Origin of the sequence: Micromonospora sp. WMMD1102, assembly GCF_029626265.1 — a bacterium.
Classification (GTDB): Bacteria; Actinomycetota; Actinomycetes; order Mycobacteriales; family Micromonosporaceae; genus Plantactinospora.
In genome coordinates this window covers 2,295,555-2,315,972 of sequence record NZ_JARUBN010000001.1, presented here as the reverse complement: position 1 = coordinate 2,315,972, position 20,418 = coordinate 2,295,555, and the positions used below count along the sequence as shown (strand labels likewise).

At 72.4% G+C, this 20,418-nt stretch carries 16 protein-coding genes and 1 riboswitch; of the genes, 8 read left to right on the top strand and 8 right to left on the bottom strand.

Annotated features, from left to right (window positions below; translation table 11 throughout):
* Nucleotides 1–50: 50 nt before the first annotated feature.
* The 4 genes from O7626_RS10390 to O7626_RS10375 all read right to left on the bottom strand — a co-directional run bounded on the left by O7626_RS10390 (nucleotide 51) and on the right by O7626_RS10375 (nucleotide 5,346).
* Nucleotides 51–1,637, bottom strand: coding sequence for a glycosyltransferase family 4 protein (locus tag O7626_RS10390; RefSeq protein ID WP_278066117.1), 1,587 nt, complete (start codon nucleotides 1,635–1,637; stop codon nucleotides 51–53).
* 183 nt (nucleotides 1,638–1,820) lie between these two features.
* The gene (locus O7626_RS10385; protein ID WP_278060948.1) at nucleotides 1,821–2,405 is read right to left on the bottom strand and encodes a hypothetical protein; all 585 of its coding nucleotides are present in this window, start codon (nucleotides 2,403–2,405) and stop codon (nucleotides 1,821–1,823) included.
* Nucleotides 2,406–2,407: 2 nt separating this feature from the next.
* Nucleotides 2,408–3,691: a glycosyltransferase family 4 protein gene (locus tag O7626_RS10380; RefSeq protein ID WP_278060947.1), complete on the bottom strand. Its 1,284-nt coding sequence runs from the start codon at nucleotides 3,689–3,691 to the stop codon at nucleotides 2,408–2,410.
* Between the two features lie 77 nt (nucleotides 3,692–3,768).
* Nucleotides 3,769–5,346, bottom strand: a complete 1,578-nt coding sequence (locus tag O7626_RS10375; RefSeq protein WP_278060946.1) for a glycosyltransferase family 4 protein — start codon at nucleotides 5,344–5,346, stop codon at nucleotides 3,769–3,771.
* A 317-nt stretch (nucleotides 5,347–5,663) separates the two neighbouring features.
* Here O7626_RS10375 and wecB point away from each other — a divergent pair, with 317 nt between their 5' ends.
* Nucleotides 5,664–6,755: a UDP-N-acetylglucosamine 2-epimerase (non-hydrolyzing) gene (gene wecB / locus O7626_RS10370; RefSeq protein ID WP_278060945.1), complete on the top strand. Its 1,092-nt coding sequence runs from the start codon at nucleotides 5,664–5,666 to the stop codon at nucleotides 6,753–6,755.
* Between the two features lie 172 nt (nucleotides 6,756–6,927).
* On the opposite strand, the gene O7626_RS10365 is transcribed toward wecB, so the two are convergent.
* From O7626_RS10365 to O7626_RS10355, 3 genes are all read right to left on the bottom strand, one after another.
* Nucleotides 6,928–7,962: a Gfo/Idh/MocA family oxidoreductase gene (locus tag O7626_RS10365; RefSeq protein WP_278060944.1), complete on the bottom strand. Its 1,035-nt coding sequence runs from the start codon at nucleotides 7,960–7,962 to the stop codon at nucleotides 6,928–6,930.
* The gene (locus O7626_RS10360; RefSeq protein WP_278060943.1) at nucleotides 7,959–9,068 is read right to left on the bottom strand and encodes a DegT/DnrJ/EryC1/StrS family aminotransferase; all 1,110 of its coding nucleotides are present in this window, start codon (nucleotides 9,066–9,068) and stop codon (nucleotides 7,959–7,961) included. The genes O7626_RS10365 and O7626_RS10360 overlap by 4 nt, the downstream gene beginning before the upstream one ends.
* Nucleotides 9,069–9,226: 158 nt before the next feature.
* Entirely contained in the window at nucleotides 9,227–9,853 is a 627-nt protein-coding gene (locus tag O7626_RS10355) for a TetR/AcrR family transcriptional regulator (protein ID WP_278060942.1), read from the bottom strand.
* Nucleotides 9,854–10,007: 154 nt separating this feature from the next.
* On the opposite strand from O7626_RS10355, the gene O7626_RS10350 reads away from it, so the two are divergent.
* The 6 genes from O7626_RS10350 (at nucleotide 10,008) to O7626_RS10325 (ending at nucleotide 16,989) form a co-directional block, all read left to right on the top strand.
* A complete protein-coding gene (locus tag O7626_RS10350; RefSeq protein WP_278060941.1) occupies nucleotides 10,008–10,904 on the top strand; it encodes an ABC transporter permease in 897 nt (298 codons plus the stop codon).
* The gene (locus O7626_RS10345) at nucleotides 10,897–11,718 is read left to right on the top strand and encodes an ABC transporter ATP-binding protein (RefSeq protein WP_278060940.1); all 822 of its coding nucleotides are present in this window, start codon (nucleotides 10,897–10,899) and stop codon (nucleotides 11,716–11,718) included. The genes O7626_RS10350 and O7626_RS10345 overlap by 8 nt, the downstream gene beginning before the upstream one ends.
* Before the next feature lie 330 nt (nucleotides 11,719–12,048).
* Nucleotides 12,049–13,623, top strand: coding sequence for a bifunctional cytidylyltransferase/SDR family oxidoreductase (locus tag O7626_RS10340; RefSeq protein ID WP_278060939.1), 1,575 nt, complete (start codon nucleotides 12,049–12,051; stop codon nucleotides 13,621–13,623).
* Between the two features lie 62 nt (nucleotides 13,624–13,685).
* A complete protein-coding gene (locus O7626_RS10335) occupies nucleotides 13,686–15,386 on the top strand; it encodes a CDP-glycerol glycerophosphotransferase family protein (protein WP_278060938.1) in 1,701 nt (566 codons plus the stop codon).
* Between the two features lie 57 nt (nucleotides 15,387–15,443).
* The gene (locus O7626_RS10330) at nucleotides 15,444–16,241 is read left to right on the top strand and encodes a GNAT family N-acetyltransferase (RefSeq protein WP_278066116.1); all 798 of its coding nucleotides are present in this window, start codon (nucleotides 15,444–15,446) and stop codon (nucleotides 16,239–16,241) included.
* Nucleotides 16,242–16,440: 199 nt separating this feature from the next.
* Nucleotides 16,441–16,989 (top strand): DUF2231 domain-containing protein, encoded by a 549-nt coding sequence (locus tag O7626_RS10325; protein ID WP_278060937.1) that lies wholly within the window; start codon nucleotides 16,441–16,443, stop codon nucleotides 16,987–16,989.
* A gap of 89 nt (nucleotides 16,990–17,078) precedes the next feature.
* Here the strand turns inward: O7626_RS10325 and O7626_RS10320 are convergent, their stop codons facing one another.
* Nucleotides 17,079–17,891, bottom strand: coding sequence for a C39 family peptidase (locus O7626_RS10320; RefSeq protein WP_278060936.1), 813 nt, complete (start codon nucleotides 17,889–17,891; stop codon nucleotides 17,079–17,081).
* 472 nt (nucleotides 17,892–18,363) lie between these two features.
* Nucleotides 18,364–18,504: riboswitch (cyclic di-AMP (ydaO/yuaA leader) on the bottom strand.
* 255 nt (nucleotides 18,505–18,759) lie between these two features.
* Here O7626_RS10320 and mdlC point away from each other — a divergent pair.
* Nucleotides 18,760–20,361, top strand: coding sequence for a benzoylformate decarboxylase (gene mdlC, locus O7626_RS10315; protein ID WP_278060935.1), 1,602 nt, complete (start codon nucleotides 18,760–18,762; stop codon nucleotides 20,359–20,361).
* Nucleotides 20,362–20,418: the final 57 nt, after the last annotated feature.

The window sequence follows — 20,418 nt, the reverse complement described above, 5'->3', positions numbered from 1 at the left end:
GTTGACGCACCGGTTCGGGCCTTTCGGATGCCCAATGCGTCAGCGACCGACTACGCTCCGGCTCCGGCTCCGCCGACCTCTCCGGCCGGCGCCGGAGTGGTCGGGGTGGTCGGGCGGGCACCCGGACGATCGGCCAGCAACCGGGTGTAGACGTCGTCGAGCACCTCGGCCTGCGCCTCCCAGGTCCAGCGCTCCAGCAGACCCGGCTCGTCGTACGCCGCCCGGTAGCCCTTCGGGTCGGCCAGCACCGCGCGTACCGCCCGGACATAGTCGGCCACGTCCTCGGCCCGGAACACCTCGCCCTGGCCGGTCCGGCGTACCGTCTCGGCCATCGTCTTGACGTCGCTGACCACGATCGGCAGCCGGGCGTGCGAGTACTCGAAGAACTTGGTGATCAGCGCGATCTCGTGGTTCGGCCAGTGGTGGATCGGGATCACCCCGACGTCCGCCGCCGACAGGAAGGCCGACACCTGCGAGAACGGCACGTACGGCAACACGTGCACCCGGTCCGCGACGCCGATCTCGGCGGCCCGGGCCCGCAACCCCTGCATGTACGGGTCGGTGCCGCTCGGCACGACGAAGACCACGTGCGCCCCGTCGAGCTGCGGCAGCCCCTCCACCATCGTGCCGAGGCCACGCTGCACGGCGGCGCCGCCGCTGTAGACCAGCAACGGCACCTCCGGGCCGACGCCGCAGAGCGCCCGGAGATCCGGCGCCGGACCGGCAGCCTGGTCCTCGTCCGGGGCGGGCTGACCGTGCGGTGCGTTGAGCACCACGAACGGCCGCTGCTTCAGCTTGTGCTCCCGCACGAGCAGGTCGCCGAGGCTCTCCGACACGGTGATCACCGCGTCCGCGAACCGCCCGTACTCGCGTTCCGCGGCGCGCAGTCCGGGCAGCCACTGTGCGGTGTTGCCGCCCGGGTTGATGCCGGGCAGGAACTCGTGCACGTCCCAGACCAGCTTCACCGGGCGGCCGGCGGCCCTGGCCCGGATCGCGGCCCGGGCACCGACGCCGATCATGCGGAAGTCGTGCGCGTGGATCAGATCCGGCTTCAGCTTGTCGATGGTCGGCCCGAACGCCAGCTCGTAGTCCCAGAGCCGGGGCTCCAGCTTCCGCCAGGCCCGGTCGCCCATCGTCTTCTGCCAGACGAACGCCTGGGCCCGGTCCCAGGGGCCGGTCAGCCGGCGACGCGCCTCCTGGGCCCGGTTCAACTGCCGGTGCCGCAGCCCGACCCAGCCACCGACCAGCTTCGCCAACACCTGCTGGGCGCGCAGCGCCGCCCGGCGCACCGGCAGGGCCGCCGGCGGGTTGCCGGACCGGGCCGCCAGCACCAGCTGGGCCTGCCGGGTCCGCAGGTCGGCCTTCCACGCCTTCACCGACTGCTGCCGGAACCCGGCGACCCCGGTGGGCGGGTAGCCGAGCGGCCCGCGCAACCAGCGACGCCGGAAGTCGTGCGGCCGCTTCGTCAGCGGCGACGACATCGGCAGCAGCCGGACCTCGGCGGCACCCTCCCGCCAGGTGTGCGGCTGCCGGTCCTTCGAGCGTCCGAGCAGGATCACCTCCCAGCCGGCGTCGGCGGCCGAACGCGCCACCTTCTGCACCCGGGAGTCGCCCTTGACGGCGTTGTGGACCAGCATCACCACCCGGCCGCGGGCCTGCCCGGATCCGGCGCCGTTGGAAGCCTGCATGACGCTCCTACCCTCTTTCGTCCCGGCCGGCCCGGCCGGGATCGCAGTGAGATCTGGTCGAGGCCGACTGCTCGCCGAGGAGCAGCGGGCCGGTCGGGGAAGACGGCTCAGACACCGCCGGACCGGTCGGCATCACGCACCGACTGTCGAACCCGGCGAGGTCTGCCCGGCCGGCAGGTCGCTGAGGGCGGCGTAGTCGATCCCGAACGAGAAGCGGGGTACGTCCCCGCCGGCCCTTTGGTAGTCGGCCAGCAACCCGGCCGCGTACGGCATCGACGTCGGATCCGCCACGACGATCAGGTCGAACCGTTCGGAGTCCAGCACCCTGCTCCGGATCAGCGAACGGGAGCCGTCGCCCCACCCGCGCCGGAACAGCGGCTGCACCAGCCTGCGGTGCACCGGGTCGGCGACCCGGGTCTCGAAGACACCGGAGGCGCGCTGCGCCCGGCCGTGCAGCGGCCCCCGGCCCACCACCCGGAACAGCTTGCGCGGGCCACGGTAGAGCAGCACCTGCTCGACCTTGCCGAGCAGCCGGGTGGACTCCAGCCGGCGCAGGTCGACCACCCGGACACCCTTGGCGAACTTGATCCGCCGCCAGAGCTTCGCCTGCTGGTCGACGAGCACCACCACCCGGCCACCGTCGGCGACGACCTGGGCGGCCTCGGCCGCGACTCCCCGGCCCCGGTTCGCGCCGAGCGCGAGAATAAGCACCTGCACGGTCACTCCGTCGGATCGGTGGCGGCGAGCGGGGCCGCGGCGGCCGGCACGGGATCGTCGGCGTCGGGGCGGTCGGCGTCGGGCAGGTCGGCGTCGGGGAACCAGACCCGCAGGTGGGCCCGGGCGACCGCGTCGTAGCCGTAGCGACTCGTCAGCACCGCGCGGGCGCCTACCGGATCGACCTGGTCCGGGAAGCGGTCCCGCAGCCGCCGGTAGCCGTCGGCGATGGTGTCCGGGTCGTCGGTGACGTCGATCAGCACCCCGGCGGCGTCCTCGATCCCGGCCAGCGTCTCCTCCGGCCCGCCGCACCGGGTCACCAGCACCGGCATGCCGGCCGCGATCCCCTCCACGATCGTCATGCCGAAGGTCTCCAGCCGGCTGGGATGGATCAGGAGGTCGTGCTCGCGCATCAACTCCAGCGCCCGCTCCGGCTCCACCGGCCCGGCGAAGGTGACCGCCTCGGCGACGCCGAGCCCCGCCGCCCGGCTGGTCATGGCGGCCCGTAGCCGCCCCTCACCGACGAAGGTCAGGCTCAGCGTTGGGTCCTCGGCGTGGCACTTGGCGAACGCCTCGAGCAGCAGGTGCACGCCCTTGCGTTCGCTGAGTGTGCCGACGTACAGCCAGCGGCGCAGCTCGGTGACCGGCTGCTCGCGCGGGGCACCGAAGGCCACCGGGTTGGGCATGAACGTGATCTTGTCGGCGTGGTGCGGGAACGCCTCGACGAGTACCGACCGCACCGCGTTGCCGACGGCGAAGAAGCCGGTGGCGCGGTGGATCACCTCGTCGTACATCGCCCGGGAGTCCGGCTCCGCCAGCACCTGGGGCAGGAAGGTCGCGTGCTCGGTGACGAAGACCCGGGCGTCGGGGCGGGCGTTCTCCAGCGCCGTCCAACCACCGCGCAGGCCCACGTGCGCGTGCACCACCGGCGCGTCGATCGGCCGGTTGTCGAGCACGATCCGCAGCGACTCCGCGTGCCGGCGGGCGAACTCCGCGAAGGTCATCCCGACCCGGGTCGGGACCGGCAGGTACCGCAGCCGGGCCCCGGCCACCGTGCCGGTCTCCCGGACGGCGTGCCGCAACAGTGTCCGCTGCGCCCGCATCACCGCGGCGTCCTGGGCCTCCGAGATCCGGGCACCCCACGGGTCGACGTGGTAGACCGTGGCCCGGTCCCACGACGGCGCCGTCGCCTCGACCATCGCCTGCACGAAGGCGCCGGCGAACGGCACGTGCCGGGTCGGATACCAGGGCGTGACGACGGCCACCTCCCGGACAGCGGGCACCCCCACCGGGTTCTCCTTCTCTTGCGCCGAGCCGGCGCGCTTGTCGTCGGCGGTTCTGTCTGGATCGGACGGACGCGGCGGGGTCAGACCTGTGCGGCGGAGAGCGCGGAGGCGGGCGGGGCGGTCTGCTCGCCGCCGGCCGCCGGCTCCCGACCGGGCAGCTGCGGCAACAGTCGGGTGTAGAGCTGGTCGAGGATCTCCGCCTGCGCCTCCCAGCTCCACTGCTGGAGCAGGCCGGGACGGTCGTACGCGGCACGGTAGCGCTCCGGGTCGGCCAGCACCGTCTTGACCGCCCGGACGAAGTCGGTCAGGTCCTCCGCCTTGAACACCTCGCCCTGGCCGGTGGTCCGGACCATCGCCGCCATCGTGCGGACGTCGCTGACCACCAACGGCAGCCGGGCGTGCGAGTACTCGAAGAACTTGTTGCTCAGCGCGATCTCGTGGTTCGGCAGGTGGTGCAGCGGGCTGACGGCGGCGTCCGCGCCGGAGAGCACCTTGGAGACCTGCCAGTGCGGCACGTACGGCAGCAGGTGGACGCGGTCGGCCACACCCAGCTCGGCGGCACGGGCCCGCAGCTTGTTCGCCGCCCGGTTCGCGCCGAGCGGCTGCACCGACAGCATCGCGACGTGCACGTCCGGCAGGCTGGCCAGCGCGTCGACGATCAGGTCCACCCCACGCACCGGGGTGATCCCGCCGGAGTACGCCAGCAGCGGGGTGTCCGGCCCGATGCCGCAGAGTTCGCGCAGGTTCGGCACCGGGGCGCCACGTTCGGAGTCGGCCGGGGCCAGCACCGGGGCGTTCAGCACCACGACCGGCTGCTCGGCCAGCTTGAAGTCCCGGCGCAGCAGGTTGGCGAGGTCGTCCGAGACGGTCATCACCGCGTCCGCGTACGGGGCGTACTCGCGCTCGTAGGCGGCCTGCGCCTCCAGCCAGCCCGGCGTGCGGGTACGCAGCCCCGGGACGTACTCGTGGGCGTCCCAGACGAACTTCACCGCCCGGCCCTTCGCCCGGGCCCGGGCCACGGCACGGGCCGCAACTCCGACCATCTTGAAGTCGTGCGCGTGGATCAGGTCGGGCTTCAGGCCGTCGACGACCTTCCCGAAGGACAGCTCCCACTGCCACAGCGCCGGGTCCAGCCGCCGCCAGCAGCGCTCGCCCATGGTGGTGGACCAGAACCACACGGAGAACCGGGTCATCGGCGCCCGGGGGTTGTTCCGGGCCTCCCGCAGCAGTCGGCTCTCCCGGGCCCGGAACCGCACCCAGCGGCTCGCCACCGCGAGCCCGACCCGGGAGAGCAGCAGCCGGGGCTTCTCGAACGGCCCGCCCGGCGACTTGCTGCCGGCGGCCTGTGCGGCCCGCCGCTGCGCGACCTGGGAGACGATCTCCGTCCGCCACGCCTTCATCGCGTCCAGCCGGTAGATCACGTGCTTGCCCGGCGGGTAGGCCAGCGGCCGGCGCAGCGAGCGCCCGCGCCGGAACCACGGCTCCAGCGGCTCCGGGGAGACCGGGACGAGGCGCACCTCGGCATCGCCGATCCGCCAGGAATCCGGCCCGGAGTCACCCTTCTTGCCGATCAGGGTCACTTCCCAGCCGGCCTCGGCGGCCGAGCGGGCGGCCTTCTGCACCCGGGAGTCACCGTCGACCCCGTTGTCGACCAGCATGACGATCCGACCCCGAGTGCGCCGTGTCCCGGCGGGCCCGTTCAAGTCCATGATGCCTGTCTCTGCCTCTCCCGCAGCGCGACTTCCCGAGAACCCCGGCGAGTGTACGGCAATCGGGCGCGTGCACGACGTGGGCCGGAACGGGGAACGTCTGGGCCGGTCAGCCCGCTGGGGCGCCCGGATCGTCACCGGTCGCGGCGTCTCATGACGTATTGTATTGCCGCCGGGCGCGGGGTTCGGCGGCCCCGGCGACGATCCGGGCCGGCCGTTGCCCCGGCGAATCCCCGACGAGTCCAGACTTTCTCAGGAGACGCGTGGTGAAGGTAGTCAGTGTCGTCGGTGCCCGTCCGCAACTGGTCAAGCTGGCGCCGATAGCGGCCGCTTTCGCCCGTACGGAGCACGAGCACGTGATCGTGCACACCGGGCAGCACTACGACGTGAACCTCTCCGACGTGTTCTTCTCCGGACTCGGCATCCCGGACCCGGCGGTACACCTCGGCGTCGGCTCCGGCGGCCACGGGGCGCAGACCGGGCGGATCCTGGAGGCCATCGACCCGGTCTTCGCCGCCGAGCGACCGGACTGGGTGCTGGTCTACGGCGACACCAACTCGACGCTCGCCGGTGCGGTGTCGGCGGTGAAGCAGCACATCAGGGTCGCGCACCTGGAGGCCGGCCTGCGTTCGTTCAACCGGCGGATGCCGGAGGAGCACAACCGGGTGCTCACCGACCACGCCGCCGACCTGCTGCTGGCGCCGACCCAGGAGGCGCTGCGCCACCTGGCGAACGAGGGGCTCGCCGACCGGGCGGTGCTCACCGGTGACGTGATGGTCGACGTCTGCCTGTCGATCAGGGACTCGATCCTGGCCGGCGAGCGGCCCGCGCCGGAGCTGCCCGAGGGGGTCGACCCGGCGGAGCCGTACCTGCTCGCCACGCTGCACCGGGCGGAGAACACCGACGACCCGGCCCGGCTGGCGACGCTCGTCGCGGCCCTGGCCGAGCTGCCGGTGCCGGTCGTACTGCTCGCGCACCCCCGGCTGCTGGCCAGGGCCGAGGCGCAGGGACTCAAGCTGGCGCAGGGCGCCCTGCGGGTCGGGTCGCCGGTCGGCTACGCCGCGATGGTCGCCGCGGTGCTGGGTTCGGTGGGCGTGGTGACCGACTCGGGCGGCCTGCAGAAGGAGGCGTACCTGCTGGGGCGCCCGTGCACGACGTTGCGGTCCGAGACGGAGTGGCTGGAGACGCTCGACGGCGACTGGAACCGGCTCGTCGCCGACCCGGCCCTGCTCGGGCCCGGTGAGTGGGTCGGCACGGCCACCCGCCCGGCCCCCGGCACACCGCCCGGGACCCCGTTCGGCGACGGGCGGGCCGCCGAACGCGTCGTCGAGATCCTCGAGAGCCGGTTGGCCGGCTGACCAACTGACGCCCGGTCGTCCGGGCTGACCGAGGAATCAGCGGTCGTCCCGGTCGACGGCTACCAGCGGTCGTCCTGACAGCCCGTACGCTGCCCCGGAACGCCGCCGGCCACCGCCGGCCCGGACCCGTGGGTCCCGGCCGGCGGTGGCCGGATCAGCCGTCAGCCTCGGTCTAGGAGACGGTGGCGACGTCCGCCGCCGAACCCCGGGGGGCCAGCTGGATGGTGCTGCCGTCCGTCGCGGACCGGAGCACCGCGGCGGAGACCTCGACCGTACGCAGGCCCTGGCGCAGCGTCACGATGTCGCTCTCCTTGCCCTCCACCGCGTCGCGGAACCGCTCGTGCTCGACCAGCAGCGGCTCCCGCTTCGGGATCGCGTACCGCACCATGTCGCCCTCGGCGACGCCCCGGAAGGCACGCAGGGCCTCCCACTCGGTGTCGATGGCGCCGTTGGCGTAGAAGGTGAGGTCGGCGGTGAGCGTGTCGGCGACGAAGCAGCCCCGGTCACCGGTGATCACCGTGGACCGCTCCTTGAGCGGGCTCAGCCAGTTGACCAGGTGGTTGACCATCGTGCCGTCGGCGAGCTGGCCGACCGCCGCCACCATGTCCTCGTGCAGCCGGCCGCTGCGCGACACCGTACGGGCCGAGACCGAGGTGTATTCCTGCCCGGTGACCCAGCTGGTCAGGTCGATGTCGTGGGTGGCCAGGTCCATCACCACGCCGACGTCGGCGATCCGGTGCGGGAACGGGCCCTGCCGCCGGGTCACCACCTGGTAGACCTCGCCCAGCTCGCCCGCCTCCAGCCGCAGCCGCAGGCTCTGCAACGCCGGGTTGTACCGCTCGATGTGCCCCACCCCGGCGACCAGTCCGGCCGTCTCGAACGCCTCCACCAGCCGGGTCGCGGCCTCGACGGACTGGGCGAGCGGCTTCTCGATCAGCGCGCAGACGCCGTTCGCGGCCAGTTCCAGGCCGACCGACTCGTGCAGCGCGGTCGGGCAGGCCACCACCGCGTAGTCGAGCTTGAGGGCGAGCAGCTCGGCCACAGTGGGGACCACCGGCACCGGCAGCGCGCCGGTCGGGTCACCGGCCGGGTCGACGACGCCGACCAGGTCGACACCGTCCAGCCCGGAGAGCACCCGGGCGTGGTTGCGGCCCATCGCGCCGAGCCCGATCAGGCCGGCGCGCAGTGCGCGTGCCTGCCCGCTCATCGGGCACCCGCCACAGTGTTCGCTGCCTCGGCGATCCGCTCCAGCTGTGCCTGGGTCAGCGACGGGTGGATCGGCAGCGACACGACCTCGCGGGAGGCCCGCTCGGTCTCCGGCAGGTCCCACGGGCCCGGCTTGCCGTCCTCGTCCAGGTACGGCTTGAGCCGGTGGATCGGGGTCGGGTAGTACACGGCGTTGCCCACGCCCCGCTCCTGGAGGTGCCGCTGGGCGGCGTCCCGGTCACCGGTGACCCGGACGGTGTACTGGTGGTAGACGTGCCGGGCCGCGTCGGCGACCGGCGGGGTGACCATGCCGGTGATCCGGGAGTCGAGGAACTTCGCGTTCGACCGGCGCTGCTCGGTCCACTCCGGAAGCTGACCCAGCTGCACCCGGCCGATCGCGGCGGCCACGTCGGTCAGCCGCATGTTGGCGCCGACGATCTCGTTGGCGTACCGCTGCTCCATGCCCTGGTTGCGCAGCAGCCGCAGGGTACGCGCCAGCTCCGGGTCACCGGTGGTGATCATGCCGCCCTCCAGGGCGTGCATGTTCTTGGTCGGGTAGAAGCTGAAGCAGCCGGCGGCGCCGAAGCTGCCCACCGGTACCCCGTTCAGTGCGGCGCCGTGCGCCTGGGCGGCGTCCTCGACGATCGCCAGGCCGTGCCGCTCGGCGATCGGCACCAGCCGGTCCATCGCGGCCGGGTGCCCGTAGAGGTGCACCGGCATGATCGCCACGGTGCGCGGGGTGATCGCCGCCGCGACCGCGTCCGGGTCGACGCAGAAGCTGCCGGGCTCGATGTCCACGAAGACCGGCTCCGCGCCGACCAGCCGGACCGCGTTCGCGCTCGCGGCGAACGAGAACGACGGCACGACGACCTCGTCACCGGGGCCGACGCCCAGGGCGAGCAGGGCCAGGTGCAGTGCGGACGTGCCGGAGTTGACCGCCACGCAGTGCCGGCCCGCCACCAGCTCGGAGAACTCCTCCTCGAACGCGGCCACCTCCGGCCCCTGCACCACCCGGCCACTGCGGAGCACCCGCACAGCGGCCTCGATCTCGGCTTCTCCGATCACTGGCTTCGCGGGTGGGATCGGGTCTGGGTGCTGCCCAGTCATGGGCAATCCTCCTGTCGGTGGGGAGATTCGCGTTCGGCACGCGATGCTAGCTCTCGGTCGGGTAGGTCGATCGGGTGGTGCGGAGTCGTCGGGGGCGATGGTGACCACGGTCACCGTCGGTGCCGGTGGGGTCGGCCGGTCGGGTTGGGGGCGGGACCTCAGTTGCCCCCTCCTGCCGCGACCGTGTCGTCCGCGCCGAGGGCGGTGGCGATCGCGGCGACCATCCGTTGCAGGTAGTCCTCTTGCAGGGGGGTGCGGGTCACGGCGAGCCGCCAGTAGAGCGGGCCGACGATCAGGTCGACCGCGACGTCCGGGTCGGCGCCGGCGGGCAGCTCGCCCCGGTCGACCGCCCGGCCGATCAACAGTATGCCGATGTCCCGCTGGTTGGCGTGCAGGGCCTCCTGGAGCGTCTGCGCGATCTGCGGGTTGCGGGCGGCCTCGGCGAGGAGATCCGGGATGATCTGCGAGGCCAGCGGGTGCCGGAGCGCCTTGGCCACGATCCGCAACAGGATGTCGAGGTCTCCGCGTAGGCTGCCGGTGTCCGGTAACGGTAGGCTACGCCCCGCGACCCGGGAGACGATCTCCAGCACCAGTTCCAGCTTGGAGTTCCACCGGCGATAGACCGCCGTCTTGCCGACGCCGGCCCGCCGGGCCACCGCCTCGATCGAGAGACGTCCGTAGCCGACCGCGGCGAGTTCCTGCAACACAGCCTGGCGGATCGCGGCGGTGATCTCCCCTCGGAGTACCGCCGCTCCCGCTGGAGCTCGCCGGTTGTCGGTCGCCACGCCGGCCAAGATAGCACGGCGACGGTACGGTTGCGTCGCGACGTACGATGGACTACCTTGCCACGAAGCGACGACCGCTCGGCGTCCGATCGTTCCGGCCACGGTCACCCCTGTCGCGCGTTCCTCAAGCCCGAAGAGATCGGAGCGCCTTGCTATGGCCACTACGGCGGTAGCCGACCCCGATTCAGGACTGACCGGCGCCCAGCTCGCGGCCCGGTACGGTCTTGGCGTCGCCGGTGAAAGACCCCGTCTCGCCGCGTACATCCGGCAGCTGTGGTCCTACCGGCACTTCATCGCCGCCTACGCCAACGCCAGGTTGGCGGCGTCGTTCAGCACCGCCCGGCTGGGTCGGCTCTGGCAGGTGCTCACCCCGCTGACAAACGCGGCCGTCTATTACCTGATCTTCGGGGTGATCCTCGGCACCAGCAGGGAGGTCGAGAACTTCATCGCCTATCTCTGCACCGGGCTGTTCGTGTTCACCTTCACCCAGTCCGTGGTGAGTTCCGGGGTGCAGGCGATCAGTGGCAACCTCGGCCTGATCCGGGCCCTGCACTTCCCCCGGGCCAGCCTGCCGATCGCGATCACGCTGACCCAGTTCCAGCAGCTCCTCGCCTCCATCGTCGTGCTGGCCGCGATCGTGCTGGTGGACGGCGAACCGGTCACCCTCGAGTGGCTGCTGGTGATCCCGGCGGTGGTGCTCCAGTCGATCTTCAACGCCGGGGTGGCGATGGCGGTCGCCCGGCTCGGCGCCAAGATCACCGATGTGAAGCAGATCGTCCCGTTCGTGATGCGCACCTGGATGTACGCCTCTGGCGTGCTCTACAGCGTGGTCTACTTCGAGCGGCACCTGCCCGAGACGGTGGCCTGGCTGGTCCAGCTCAACCCGCTGCTGGTCTACATCGAGCTGATGCGGCACGCGCTGATGGAGACGGCACCGGTCACCTCGTCGGCGACCCAGAGCTGGCTGCTCGCCGTCGGCTGGGCGATCGTGGCCGGCGTACTGGGATTCGTCTACTTCTGGCGTGGCGAGAGGGAGTACGGCCGTGGCTGAGCCGACAAACGTACGGACCGACGTCTCGGCGTCCACCGCCGCCGACGGTTCCCGGATCCCCACCGTCGTCGTCGACGACGTGCACGTCACCTACCGGGTGCACGGCGCCGGCCAGGGCGGCAGCGGCGGTGCGGTCGGCGCGCTCAAGCGGATGGTCAGCGGCACCAAGGCGCCGACGGTCCGCGAGGTGCACGCGGTCAAGGGCGTCAGCTTCACCGCGTACCGGGGCGAGGCCATCGGGCTGATCGGCAGCAACGGCTCCGGCAAGTCGACCCTGCTGCGGGCGATCGCCGGGCTGCTGCCCACCAACCGGGGCGCGATCTACACCCAGGGCCAGCCGTCGCTGCTCGGGGTGAACGCGGCCCTGCTCAACGACCTCTCCGGGGAACGCAACGTCATGCTCGGCTGCCTGGCGATGGGGATGACCCCGGCCGAGGTGCGCGAACTCACCCCGGGGATCATCACCTTCTCCGGGATCAACGAGCGCGGCGACTTCGCCTCGCTGCCGATGCGGACGTACTCGTCCGGGATGGCCGCCCGGCTCCGGTTCTCCATCGCGGCGGCGAAGAAGCACGACGTACTGCTGATCGACGAGGCGCTGGCCACCGGGGACGCCCGGTTCCGGCGGCGCAGCGAGCGGCGGGTCCGGGAACTGCGGGCCGGAGCCGGCACGGTCTTCCTGGTCAGCCACAGCATCAGCTCGATCCGGGACACCTGCGAACGGTCGATCTGGCTGGAATCAGGGCTGATCCGGGCGGACGGGCCGACCGCCGAGGTGATCGCCCAGTACGACGAGTTCATGAACCAGAAGTGACGCCCGGGCCGTCCGGCGTCCGGGCGGCCCGCCCGGCGCGGCTACCCGGGCGACCGGCCGCGCGCTAGGGTCCTAGAGGTCGTGGGCTCCGGTCGTCCTCCCACCGGTGACGGCGGGAGGACGACCGCTCCCCACCGGCGACGGCGGGAAGGGCGACCGGTGGCCCGGGTGCGGTGGCGGACGGTGACCGTCGGTCCCGGGCGGGCCGGGAACGCCATTCCCGGGTGGGCCGGAAGCGGCGCAGACCGGCCGGGCGACGCCGGCGGGGCGGAGATTTCGGCATTCGACAGTCGTTTCGGCATCCGACAGTCCAGTCAGTGAGGATCGGCAATGGCACATGACCCGGCGACGAAGCCGGACGTCGGCCCGGCCGCAGGCCCCCGCCCCGACGTCGCCGCGCCGTGGCGGCCGACCCGGACCGTGGCGGTGGTGCTGGCCGGGGGCACCGGGACCCGGGTCGGGCTCGGCATCCCCAAGCAGCTGCTCAAGATCGCCGGCAAGCCGATCGTGGAACACACCATCACCGTCTTCGAGTCCGCGCCCGAGATCGACGAGATCCTGGTGCTGATGGCGCCCGGCTTCGTGGCCGAGGCGCGCCAGATCGTGGACCGGGCCGGCTTCCGCAAGGTCAGCCAGGTGATCGAGGGCGGCGACACCCGCAACGCCACCACCCGGCTTGCGCTGGACGCACTCGGCCCGGACGACTGCAACGTGCTCTTCCACGACGCGGTCCGGCCGCTGCTGAGCCCCCGGATCGTCCGGGAGTGCGTGAACGCGCTCTGGCGGCACTGCGCCGTCGACGTGGCCATCCCGTCCGCCGACACGATCATCCAGGTGGACGACGACGACTGCATCACCGACATCCCGGTCCGGGCCCGGCTGCGCCGGGGCCAGACCCCGCAGGCGTTCCGGTCCAGCACCATCCGGGCGGCGTACGAGCTGGCCGGGCAGGACCCGGAGTTCAGCGCCACCGACGACTGCGGGGTGGTGCTGCGCTACCTGCCCGAGGTGCCGATCAAGGTGATCGACGGCTCGGACGAGAACATCAAGGTGACCCATCCGGTCGACGTACACCTGGCGGACAAACTGTTCCAGCTCGCCGCCGCCCAGGCGCCCCGGCTGCTGGACGAGCGGGCGTACGTCGAGGAGCTGAGCGGCCGTACCGTGGTGGTCTTCGGTGGCAGCCACGGGATCGGGGCGCGGCTGGCCGAGGTGGCCCGCGGTTACGGCGCGGACGTCTTCCCGGTCAGCCGGTCCGGCACCGGCACCCACGTGGAGCGCGCCGAGGACGTCGCCGCCGCACTGCGCGGGGCGTTCGAGGCGACCGGCCGGATCGACCACGTGGTGGTGACCGCCGGGGTGCTCCGGATGGGCGCCCTCGCCGAGATGGACGAGGCGACGATCGCGCACATGCTCCAGGTGAACCTGGTCGCCCCGGTGGACATCGCCCGGCAGGCGCTGCCCTACCTGCGGCAGACCAGGGGCCAGCTGCTGCTCTACACCTCCAGCTCCTACACCCGGGGCCGGGCCCGGTACGCCCTCTACTCGGCCACCAAGGCCGCCGTGGTCAACCTCACCCAGGCGCTCGCCGACGAGTGGTCGGAGTTCGGCGTACGGGTGAACTGCGTCAACCCCGAGCGGACCGCGACCCCGATGCGGACCCGGGCGTTCGGCGAGGAGCCGGAGCACACCCTGCTGGCCGCCGACACGGTGGCCCGGGTCTCGCTGGACGTGCTGCTCTCCGGGCTGACCGGCCAGGTGGTCGACGTCCGCCGCTCCCCCGGCGACCCGGCCGCCGGATCGGGCGACCCGGCCGCCGGATCAGTCGACCGACCGGGCGACCCGGCCGCCGAGGAGCCGACCCACGTCGAGCTCGTGCCACAGCCCCGGGTCGGCACCCCCTAGCCCCGTTCCGCACTCCCCGCCGGGCACCGTCCGGCGACCCGCCCGCCCCAGGAAGGAAGCGCATGCGTGGCGATCTGGTCAGGAAACTGACCGTCCGGTGTCTGAGTGCCGGCCTGGCCGTGCTGTCCTTCCTGCTCCTCGCCCTCACCTCGGCCGAACTGCTCGGGCTGGCCCTGGCGGTGGCCGGCGCCGCGGCCGTCTGGCTGGAACGCCGGGTCAACCCCCGCGCCGACCTGGTCGCCGAACCGGTGCTGCTGATCGCCGGGGTACTTGTCGGGTACGCGCACCGGGTGCCCGAGTCCGGGCTGAACTGGCTGGTCCTGGCGCTGACCGGGCTGACCCTGCTCGGGCTGACCCTGGCCGAGCGACCGCTGCGGGACGCCGCCGAGCTGGAGGTGCGCTCGGCGAACCTCGGGGTACGGGCCTGGCCGCTGCTGGTCGCCGACCGGCTCGGGCCGGCTGTGCTGGTCCTGCTGGCCGTACTCGCCGGCAGTGCGGCGCTGACCCTGCCGGCCTGGCCCGCCCTGCTGCTCACCGTGCTGGTCGGCGCGGCGGCCGGAATCGGCGCGGTCGGGCCGCTCGCGCTGCGTCGACTGCGTCCCTCGGCCGGGCAGAGCGCGGTCACCCAGGCGCTGCGCCGGCACCAGCCGGAGTTCCTGCTGCACTTCTCCGCGCCGCCCGGCTCGGAATACCAGGTGATGATGTGGCTGCCCTACCTGGAGCGGATCGGGCGGCCGTTCGTGGTGCTGCTGCGGGAGCCGAACTTCCTGCCGGCGATCTCGGCCGCCACCAGGGCGCCGGTGGTGGTCTGCCCGACGCCGCGATCCATCGACGAGGCGATCGTGCCGAGCCTGCGGGTGGCGTTCTACGTCAACCACGGCGCCAAGAACAGCCACTGCATCCGGTACGCCCACCTCACGCACATCCAGCTGCACCACGGCGACAGCGACAAGGCGCCGAGCGCCAACCCGGTCTCCGCGATCTTCGACCGGATCTTCGTGGCCGGGCAGGCGGCGATCGACAGGTACGCCCGAAACGGTGTGACGATCCCCCGGGAGAAGTTCGCGATCGTCGGCCGCCCGCAGGTGGAGTCGATAGCGGTACGCCGGGAGCCGATCCGGGACCGGGCCGACAAGGTGGTGCTCTACACGCCGACCTGGACCGGGCACAACGCCGACGTCGACCACTGCTCGCTGCCGGTCGGCGAGAAGCTGGTCCGCCGGCTGCTGGACCGGGGCGTGACGGTGATCCTGCGGGCCCACCCCTACACCTCGCAGAACCCGGCGTCGGCCCGGCAGCTCGCCCGGATCGAGCAGCTCCTCGCCGAGCACCGGGCCGGCACCGGACGGCGGCACGTCTTCGGCGCCGACGCGGCCCGGAAGATGAGCCTGGTCGACTGCGTCAACGCCTCCGACGCGCTGGTCTCGGACGTCTCCGCGGTGATCTCCGACTACCTCTACTCGGGCAAGCCGTACGCGGTCACCGACCGGGTCGGCGAGGGCGACCGGTTCGTCGAGGGCTTCCCGCTGGCCGGCTCGGGCTACGTACTGGACTCGGAGCTGTCCAACCTGGACGACGTGCTGGACCGGCTGCTGGAGAGCGATCCACTGGCCGAGACCCGGTGGCGGACCCGGACCCGCTATCTCGGCGACTTCCCGGAGCAGCACTACGCCGACGGGTTCCTCGACGAGGCCCGCCGGCAGGTGGCCGGGGCCGGTACGCCTCCGCCGGTACCGGCACCCCGCCCCGCCCCGGTCCACTGAGCGCACGCCCGTTGCGCCGAGGGTGCTCGTGGGCTGTGCCATGATGCCCCGGTGACGATGATCAGGACCAGCCGCGACCGTAACGAGCTGGCCGACCTGCTGCGCCGCGACCCGCACCTGCACGCGTACGAACTCGGCGACCTCGACGACTTCTACTGGCCGTACACCAACTGGTACCGGTGCGGCGACGCCGTGGCGCTGCTCTACCACGGTGCGCCCAGGCCGGTGCTGCTGGCGCTGCACCGCTCCCCGGCGGTGCTGGCCGAACTGCTCACCGGCCTCCTCCCGCTGCTGCCCCGGCACTTCGAGGCACACCTGTCCCCCGGCGGCGTGGAGGTGCTGGCCCGGGACTACCCGGTCCGGACGCGCGGGGCGCACCTGAAGATGGCGCTCACCGACCCCGACCGGCTGGCCCGGGTGGCGCCGGCCGGCGAGGTGCTGACCGAGGCGGACGTCGCGGAGCTGACCGCTTTCTACCAGGCGGCCTATCCGGGCAACTGGTTCGACCCGCGGATGGTCGAGACCGGTCACTACGTCGGGCTGCGCCGGGACGGTGGGCTGGTCGCCGTCGCCGGGGTGCACGTCTGGTCGCCGCGCTACCGGGTGAGCGCGCTGGGCAACGTGACGACCGCTCCGGCGTACCGGGGGCAGGGGCTGGGCAGCACCGTGGTGGCGACGCTCTGCCGGCGGCTGCTGGAGACCGTCGACACGGTGGCGCTGAACGTCGCGGCGGAGAACACCGCCGCGTACAAGCTCTACGACCGGCTCGGCTTCACCCCGGTCGCCGAGTACACCGAGTACGTCGTCGGCGAGGAACCGGCGCCCGCGGCCGTACCGGACGACGATCCACAGTGAACCTGAGCTGGTCCAGGCCGCCGGTCGGACTCCGCCGGCCCTTGTCAAGGATCAGCGCCACGGGCACCATGTCAACGGTCCGCACGCCTGCCCAGGCTGCCGGAGCTTTCCGCCCCACCGGCCCGTACGCCGGTCGTCCCACCCTGTCTTTCGCCGATCCGATCTGTCGTCGATCCGATCTGTCGCCGAGGAGGCGCCGGTGCTCGAGGAGTTCATGGGCATTCCCGCCCACCCCTTCCTGGTCCATGCCGCAGTGGTCTTCGTGCCACTGCTCGCGCTGGCCGCGGTCGGGTACGCGTTCCTTCCGTTCGTCCGCCCGCACCTGCGCTGGGTGCTGGGGCTGCTCGCCGTCGCCACCCCGGTCGCGGCGCTGATGGCCAAGCTCTCCGGTGACCGATTCCTCGCCCGCCTGGAATCACGTAACCGGGTCAGCCCGGAGTACGTCCCCCGGCTGGCGGAGCACCAGGATCTCGGCACCAACACCCTGTACGCGACCATCGCGCTCGGGGTGCTGACCCTGGCCCTGGTCCTCCTCGTCAAGCCCCGCACCGCCGCCGTACGGCCCGCCGCCAGCGTCGAGGGGGACGGCACGGAGGGCGCGGCTGCCGGAGGTGCGCCGGCCGCCAAGGAGTCGCCGGTGCTCAGCCTGGTCTTCGGGGTGCTCTCCCTGGCGGCGGCCGGGATCACCCTGTACTTCGTGTTCCGTACCGGCGACACCGGCGCCCAGGCGGTGTGGCAGGGCCAGTGACCTCGTGAGGTGTAAGGAAGGGCCCCCTCCTATACAAAATGCGATAGGAGGGGGCCCTTCCTTACACCCGTTCGGGAGGTCGGGTCGGCTCAGGACGAGTAGCCCCGGGTGGCCGCCCAGTTCGCCAGGTCGATGGTGCTCATCCAGTAGTTGCTGTCCTCGCCCGGGATGGCCGGGTCGGCAATCTTCACCGTACGGCCGTCGTCGCGGTAGCCGACCACCGTCAGGTAGTGCCCGCCGGGGTAGCTGTGCCAACCGCCGTCCAGGTCGGTGGCCGAGCCGGCGATGTTCATCACCACGGCGTATCCGCTGGTGACGGCGTGCACGACGTCCGCCTGGAGCCGGTCCATCTGGGCCGGGGTGGCCGCGCCGCCGGGGATGGCCGTGGTGCGGTAGAAGTCGGTACCGATGATCTTGTTGAGTACCCGGGTGGTGTCCTGGGCCGAGTTCGTGCCGCTCGTCGTGGTGCCGAGGTCGGCGGCTACTGAGTCCTGGCTCGGCTGCTTGTCCCGGACGGTGAGCGCGATCCGGGTGGCGGCCGGGCCGCAGTACCAACCGTTGATCTGGGTCTGGAAATCGTAGTCCAGCAGCTTGGCCGCGGGCGGCGCCGGCCGCTTGCTCGGGGTGCTGGTCGGGGCCGCCTTGGCCGCCTTGCTGGCCGGCGCCGTGGTCGGTGCCTCGGTCGCCGGGGCGGTGGTCTGCGGCGCCGTCGTCCGCGGCGCGGTGGTGGCGGCCGCTCCGGCCTGACCCGCGGCGGGGGCGCCGACTTCGGCGACGGCGACGGTCGAGCCGGTCTCCGGGGCCTCCGGCGAGCCGGTCGAGGCCAGCACGACCCCGGTCGAGGCGGCGGCGGCGAGCACCGCGGCCGAGGCGAGCGCGAGCCGGTTCCGGCGGCCCGACATGGCGGTCCTGAACCGCCCGTTAATTGCGTGCTTCAACGTTGTCCTCCAGGGGAATGCGTGTCACCACTACCGGGGGACGGGATGGTGACGCGACGTTTCTTATCGCTGCCGGAATGTGCCGGAGAATCGCGCGGAATGGCACCGGAAAGGCGCGCGCCGATGAACCTGGCGAAGACGGACCGGCGATGCGCCCACGGGTGCGGAGCACCGCTGTCGGCGTACCGGTGGAATCAGCGCCACCACGATCCGTCGTCGCCGGCCTGCGGCGGTACCGGGACCCGCCGGCGAGCCGGCCGGCGCGCCCCGCGCATCGACGACCTCCGCGGCACAGCCCGCTATCGGATCAGGATCGGGTCCCGGCCGGGGACCGGGTGGTCCGGTACGGCGGTCGCGGCGGCCGGGAGTGGCGCCACGATGCAGCGAGGAAACTGGGGGGACGGGCCGGAGCCCGGGTGATGCGGCACGAAACAACTACTCCTTCCGACACCGCCTACCGGGTTAGCTGACGGATTCGGGCGGGAAGGCCGCCCTACCCCGGGCCGCAGCCCGAGGATTCACCCCAGATAACTGTGGGTCCCCGGCTCGTTACACAACGACTCAGCGGGTCCGCTCCGGTGTCACCAGGCGGTGACCAAGGGGCCGGTAGCGGACTTGCCGACATTACTGTCCGCGTTCGGCCGTTGCCAAGCCCAGTGAGCAGCGAAAACAGTGACCAGGACCGCGATTGGGGGCTCCGGCGGCCATCCGAGGGTCACGGACGGTGGAGCAGATAAACCGGCATGATCATGTACGGGTGAGGTATGACGGAAATGACCGGCTTAGCCCGGTCGTCTGGGCATGGGACGAGGACACCAGGAGGCTCCTTTCGATGACAACGGTGCACGAAGCGACCTACGACCTGCTCCGTTCCCTCGGCCTGACCACCCTGTTCGGCAACCCCGGTTCCACCGAGGAGCCATTTCTGAAGAACTTTCCGGCCGACTTCGCGTACGTGCTGGCCCTACAGGAGGCGTCGGCCGTCGCGATGGCGGACGGCTACGCCCAGTCCAGCGGCCGCCCGGTGCACGTCAACCTGCACACCGCGCCCGGCACCGGGAACGCGATGGGCAGCCTCGTCACCGCCTGGCACAACAAGACGCCCATGATCGTTACCGCCGGCCAGCAGACCCGGACGATGAGCCTCTCCGAGCCGATGCTGACCAACGTGCGCCCGACCCAGCTTCCCGAGCCGTACGTCAAGTGGAGTCACGAGCCGATGCGCGCCCAGGACATCCCGGAGGCGTTCATGCGGGCGCTGGCCACCGCGGTCCAGCCGCCGGCCGGGCCGGTCTACCTCTCCCTACCGCTGGACGACTGGGACGAACCGGCCAGCGGCACCGCCCAGGTACGCCGGGTGAGCACCCGGGTCGCACCCGATCCGGCGGAACTGGACCGCTTCGCCGAGATCCTGGCGGCCAGTCGGCAGCCCATGCTGGTGATCGGCGCCGGGGTCGACCGGGCCGGCGGCTGGGCCGAGGCGGTCGCCCTCGCCGAACGGAGCCGGGCACCGGTCTGGCAGCCGCCGTTCGCCGACCGGGTCGGCTTCCCCCAGCACCATCCCCAGTTCCAGGGACTGCTGCCACCGGCGATCGGGCCGCTGGCCGAGAAACTGGTCGGGTACGACACCGTACTGGTGATCGGTGCCCCGGTGTTCCGTTACTACCCGTACGTCCCGGGTCGGCGGGGCTACCTGCCGGACGGGACCCGGCTGCTGCACGTCACCGACGATCCTGCCGAGGCGGCCCGGGCACCGGTCGGGGACAGCCTGGTCGGTGACGTGACGCTGGCCTGCGCCGGGCTGGCCGAGCGGCTGCCGCCGACGGACCGACCGCTGCCGCCGCACCGGCCCGCCCCACCGGACGCGGCAGGCGACACCCCACTCTCCCCGGACGCGCTCTTCGGGGCGCTCGCCGCCGAGTGGCCCTCCGACGGGATCGTCGTGCCCGAGTCCCCCTCCAACCTCAGCGTGCTGCACCGGCAACTGACCATCACCCGGCCGGGCTCGTACTACAAGATGGCCAGCGGTGGCCTCGGCTTCGCGCTGCCGGCGGCCGTCGGCATCGCGCTCGCCCAGCGGGACACCCGGCAGCACCGGCCGGTGGTGGCGGTGATCGGGGACGGCTCGTTCCAGTACTCGCCACAGGCGCTCTGGACCGCCGCCCAGCACCGGCTACCGGTCGTCTTCGTGGTGCCGGTCAACCAGGAGTACGGCGTACTGAAAGCCTTCGCCGAGTTGGAGGAGACGCCGGGGGTGCCCGGCCTGGAACTGCCCGGCCTGGACATCCCCGGCATCGCCCGGGGCTACGGCTGCACGGCGCACCAGGTGGAGTCGGTGGACGAGTTCCGGGCGGCGTTCCGGGCGGCGCTCGGCACGGAAGGTCCGACCGTGCTCGCCGTGCCGATCACCCGGGACGTCGCACCACTGCTCTGAATCCGCCGCCCGGAACACTCCCGGTGCAGCCGGGCCGGGGACCTCGGCCCGCGGCCG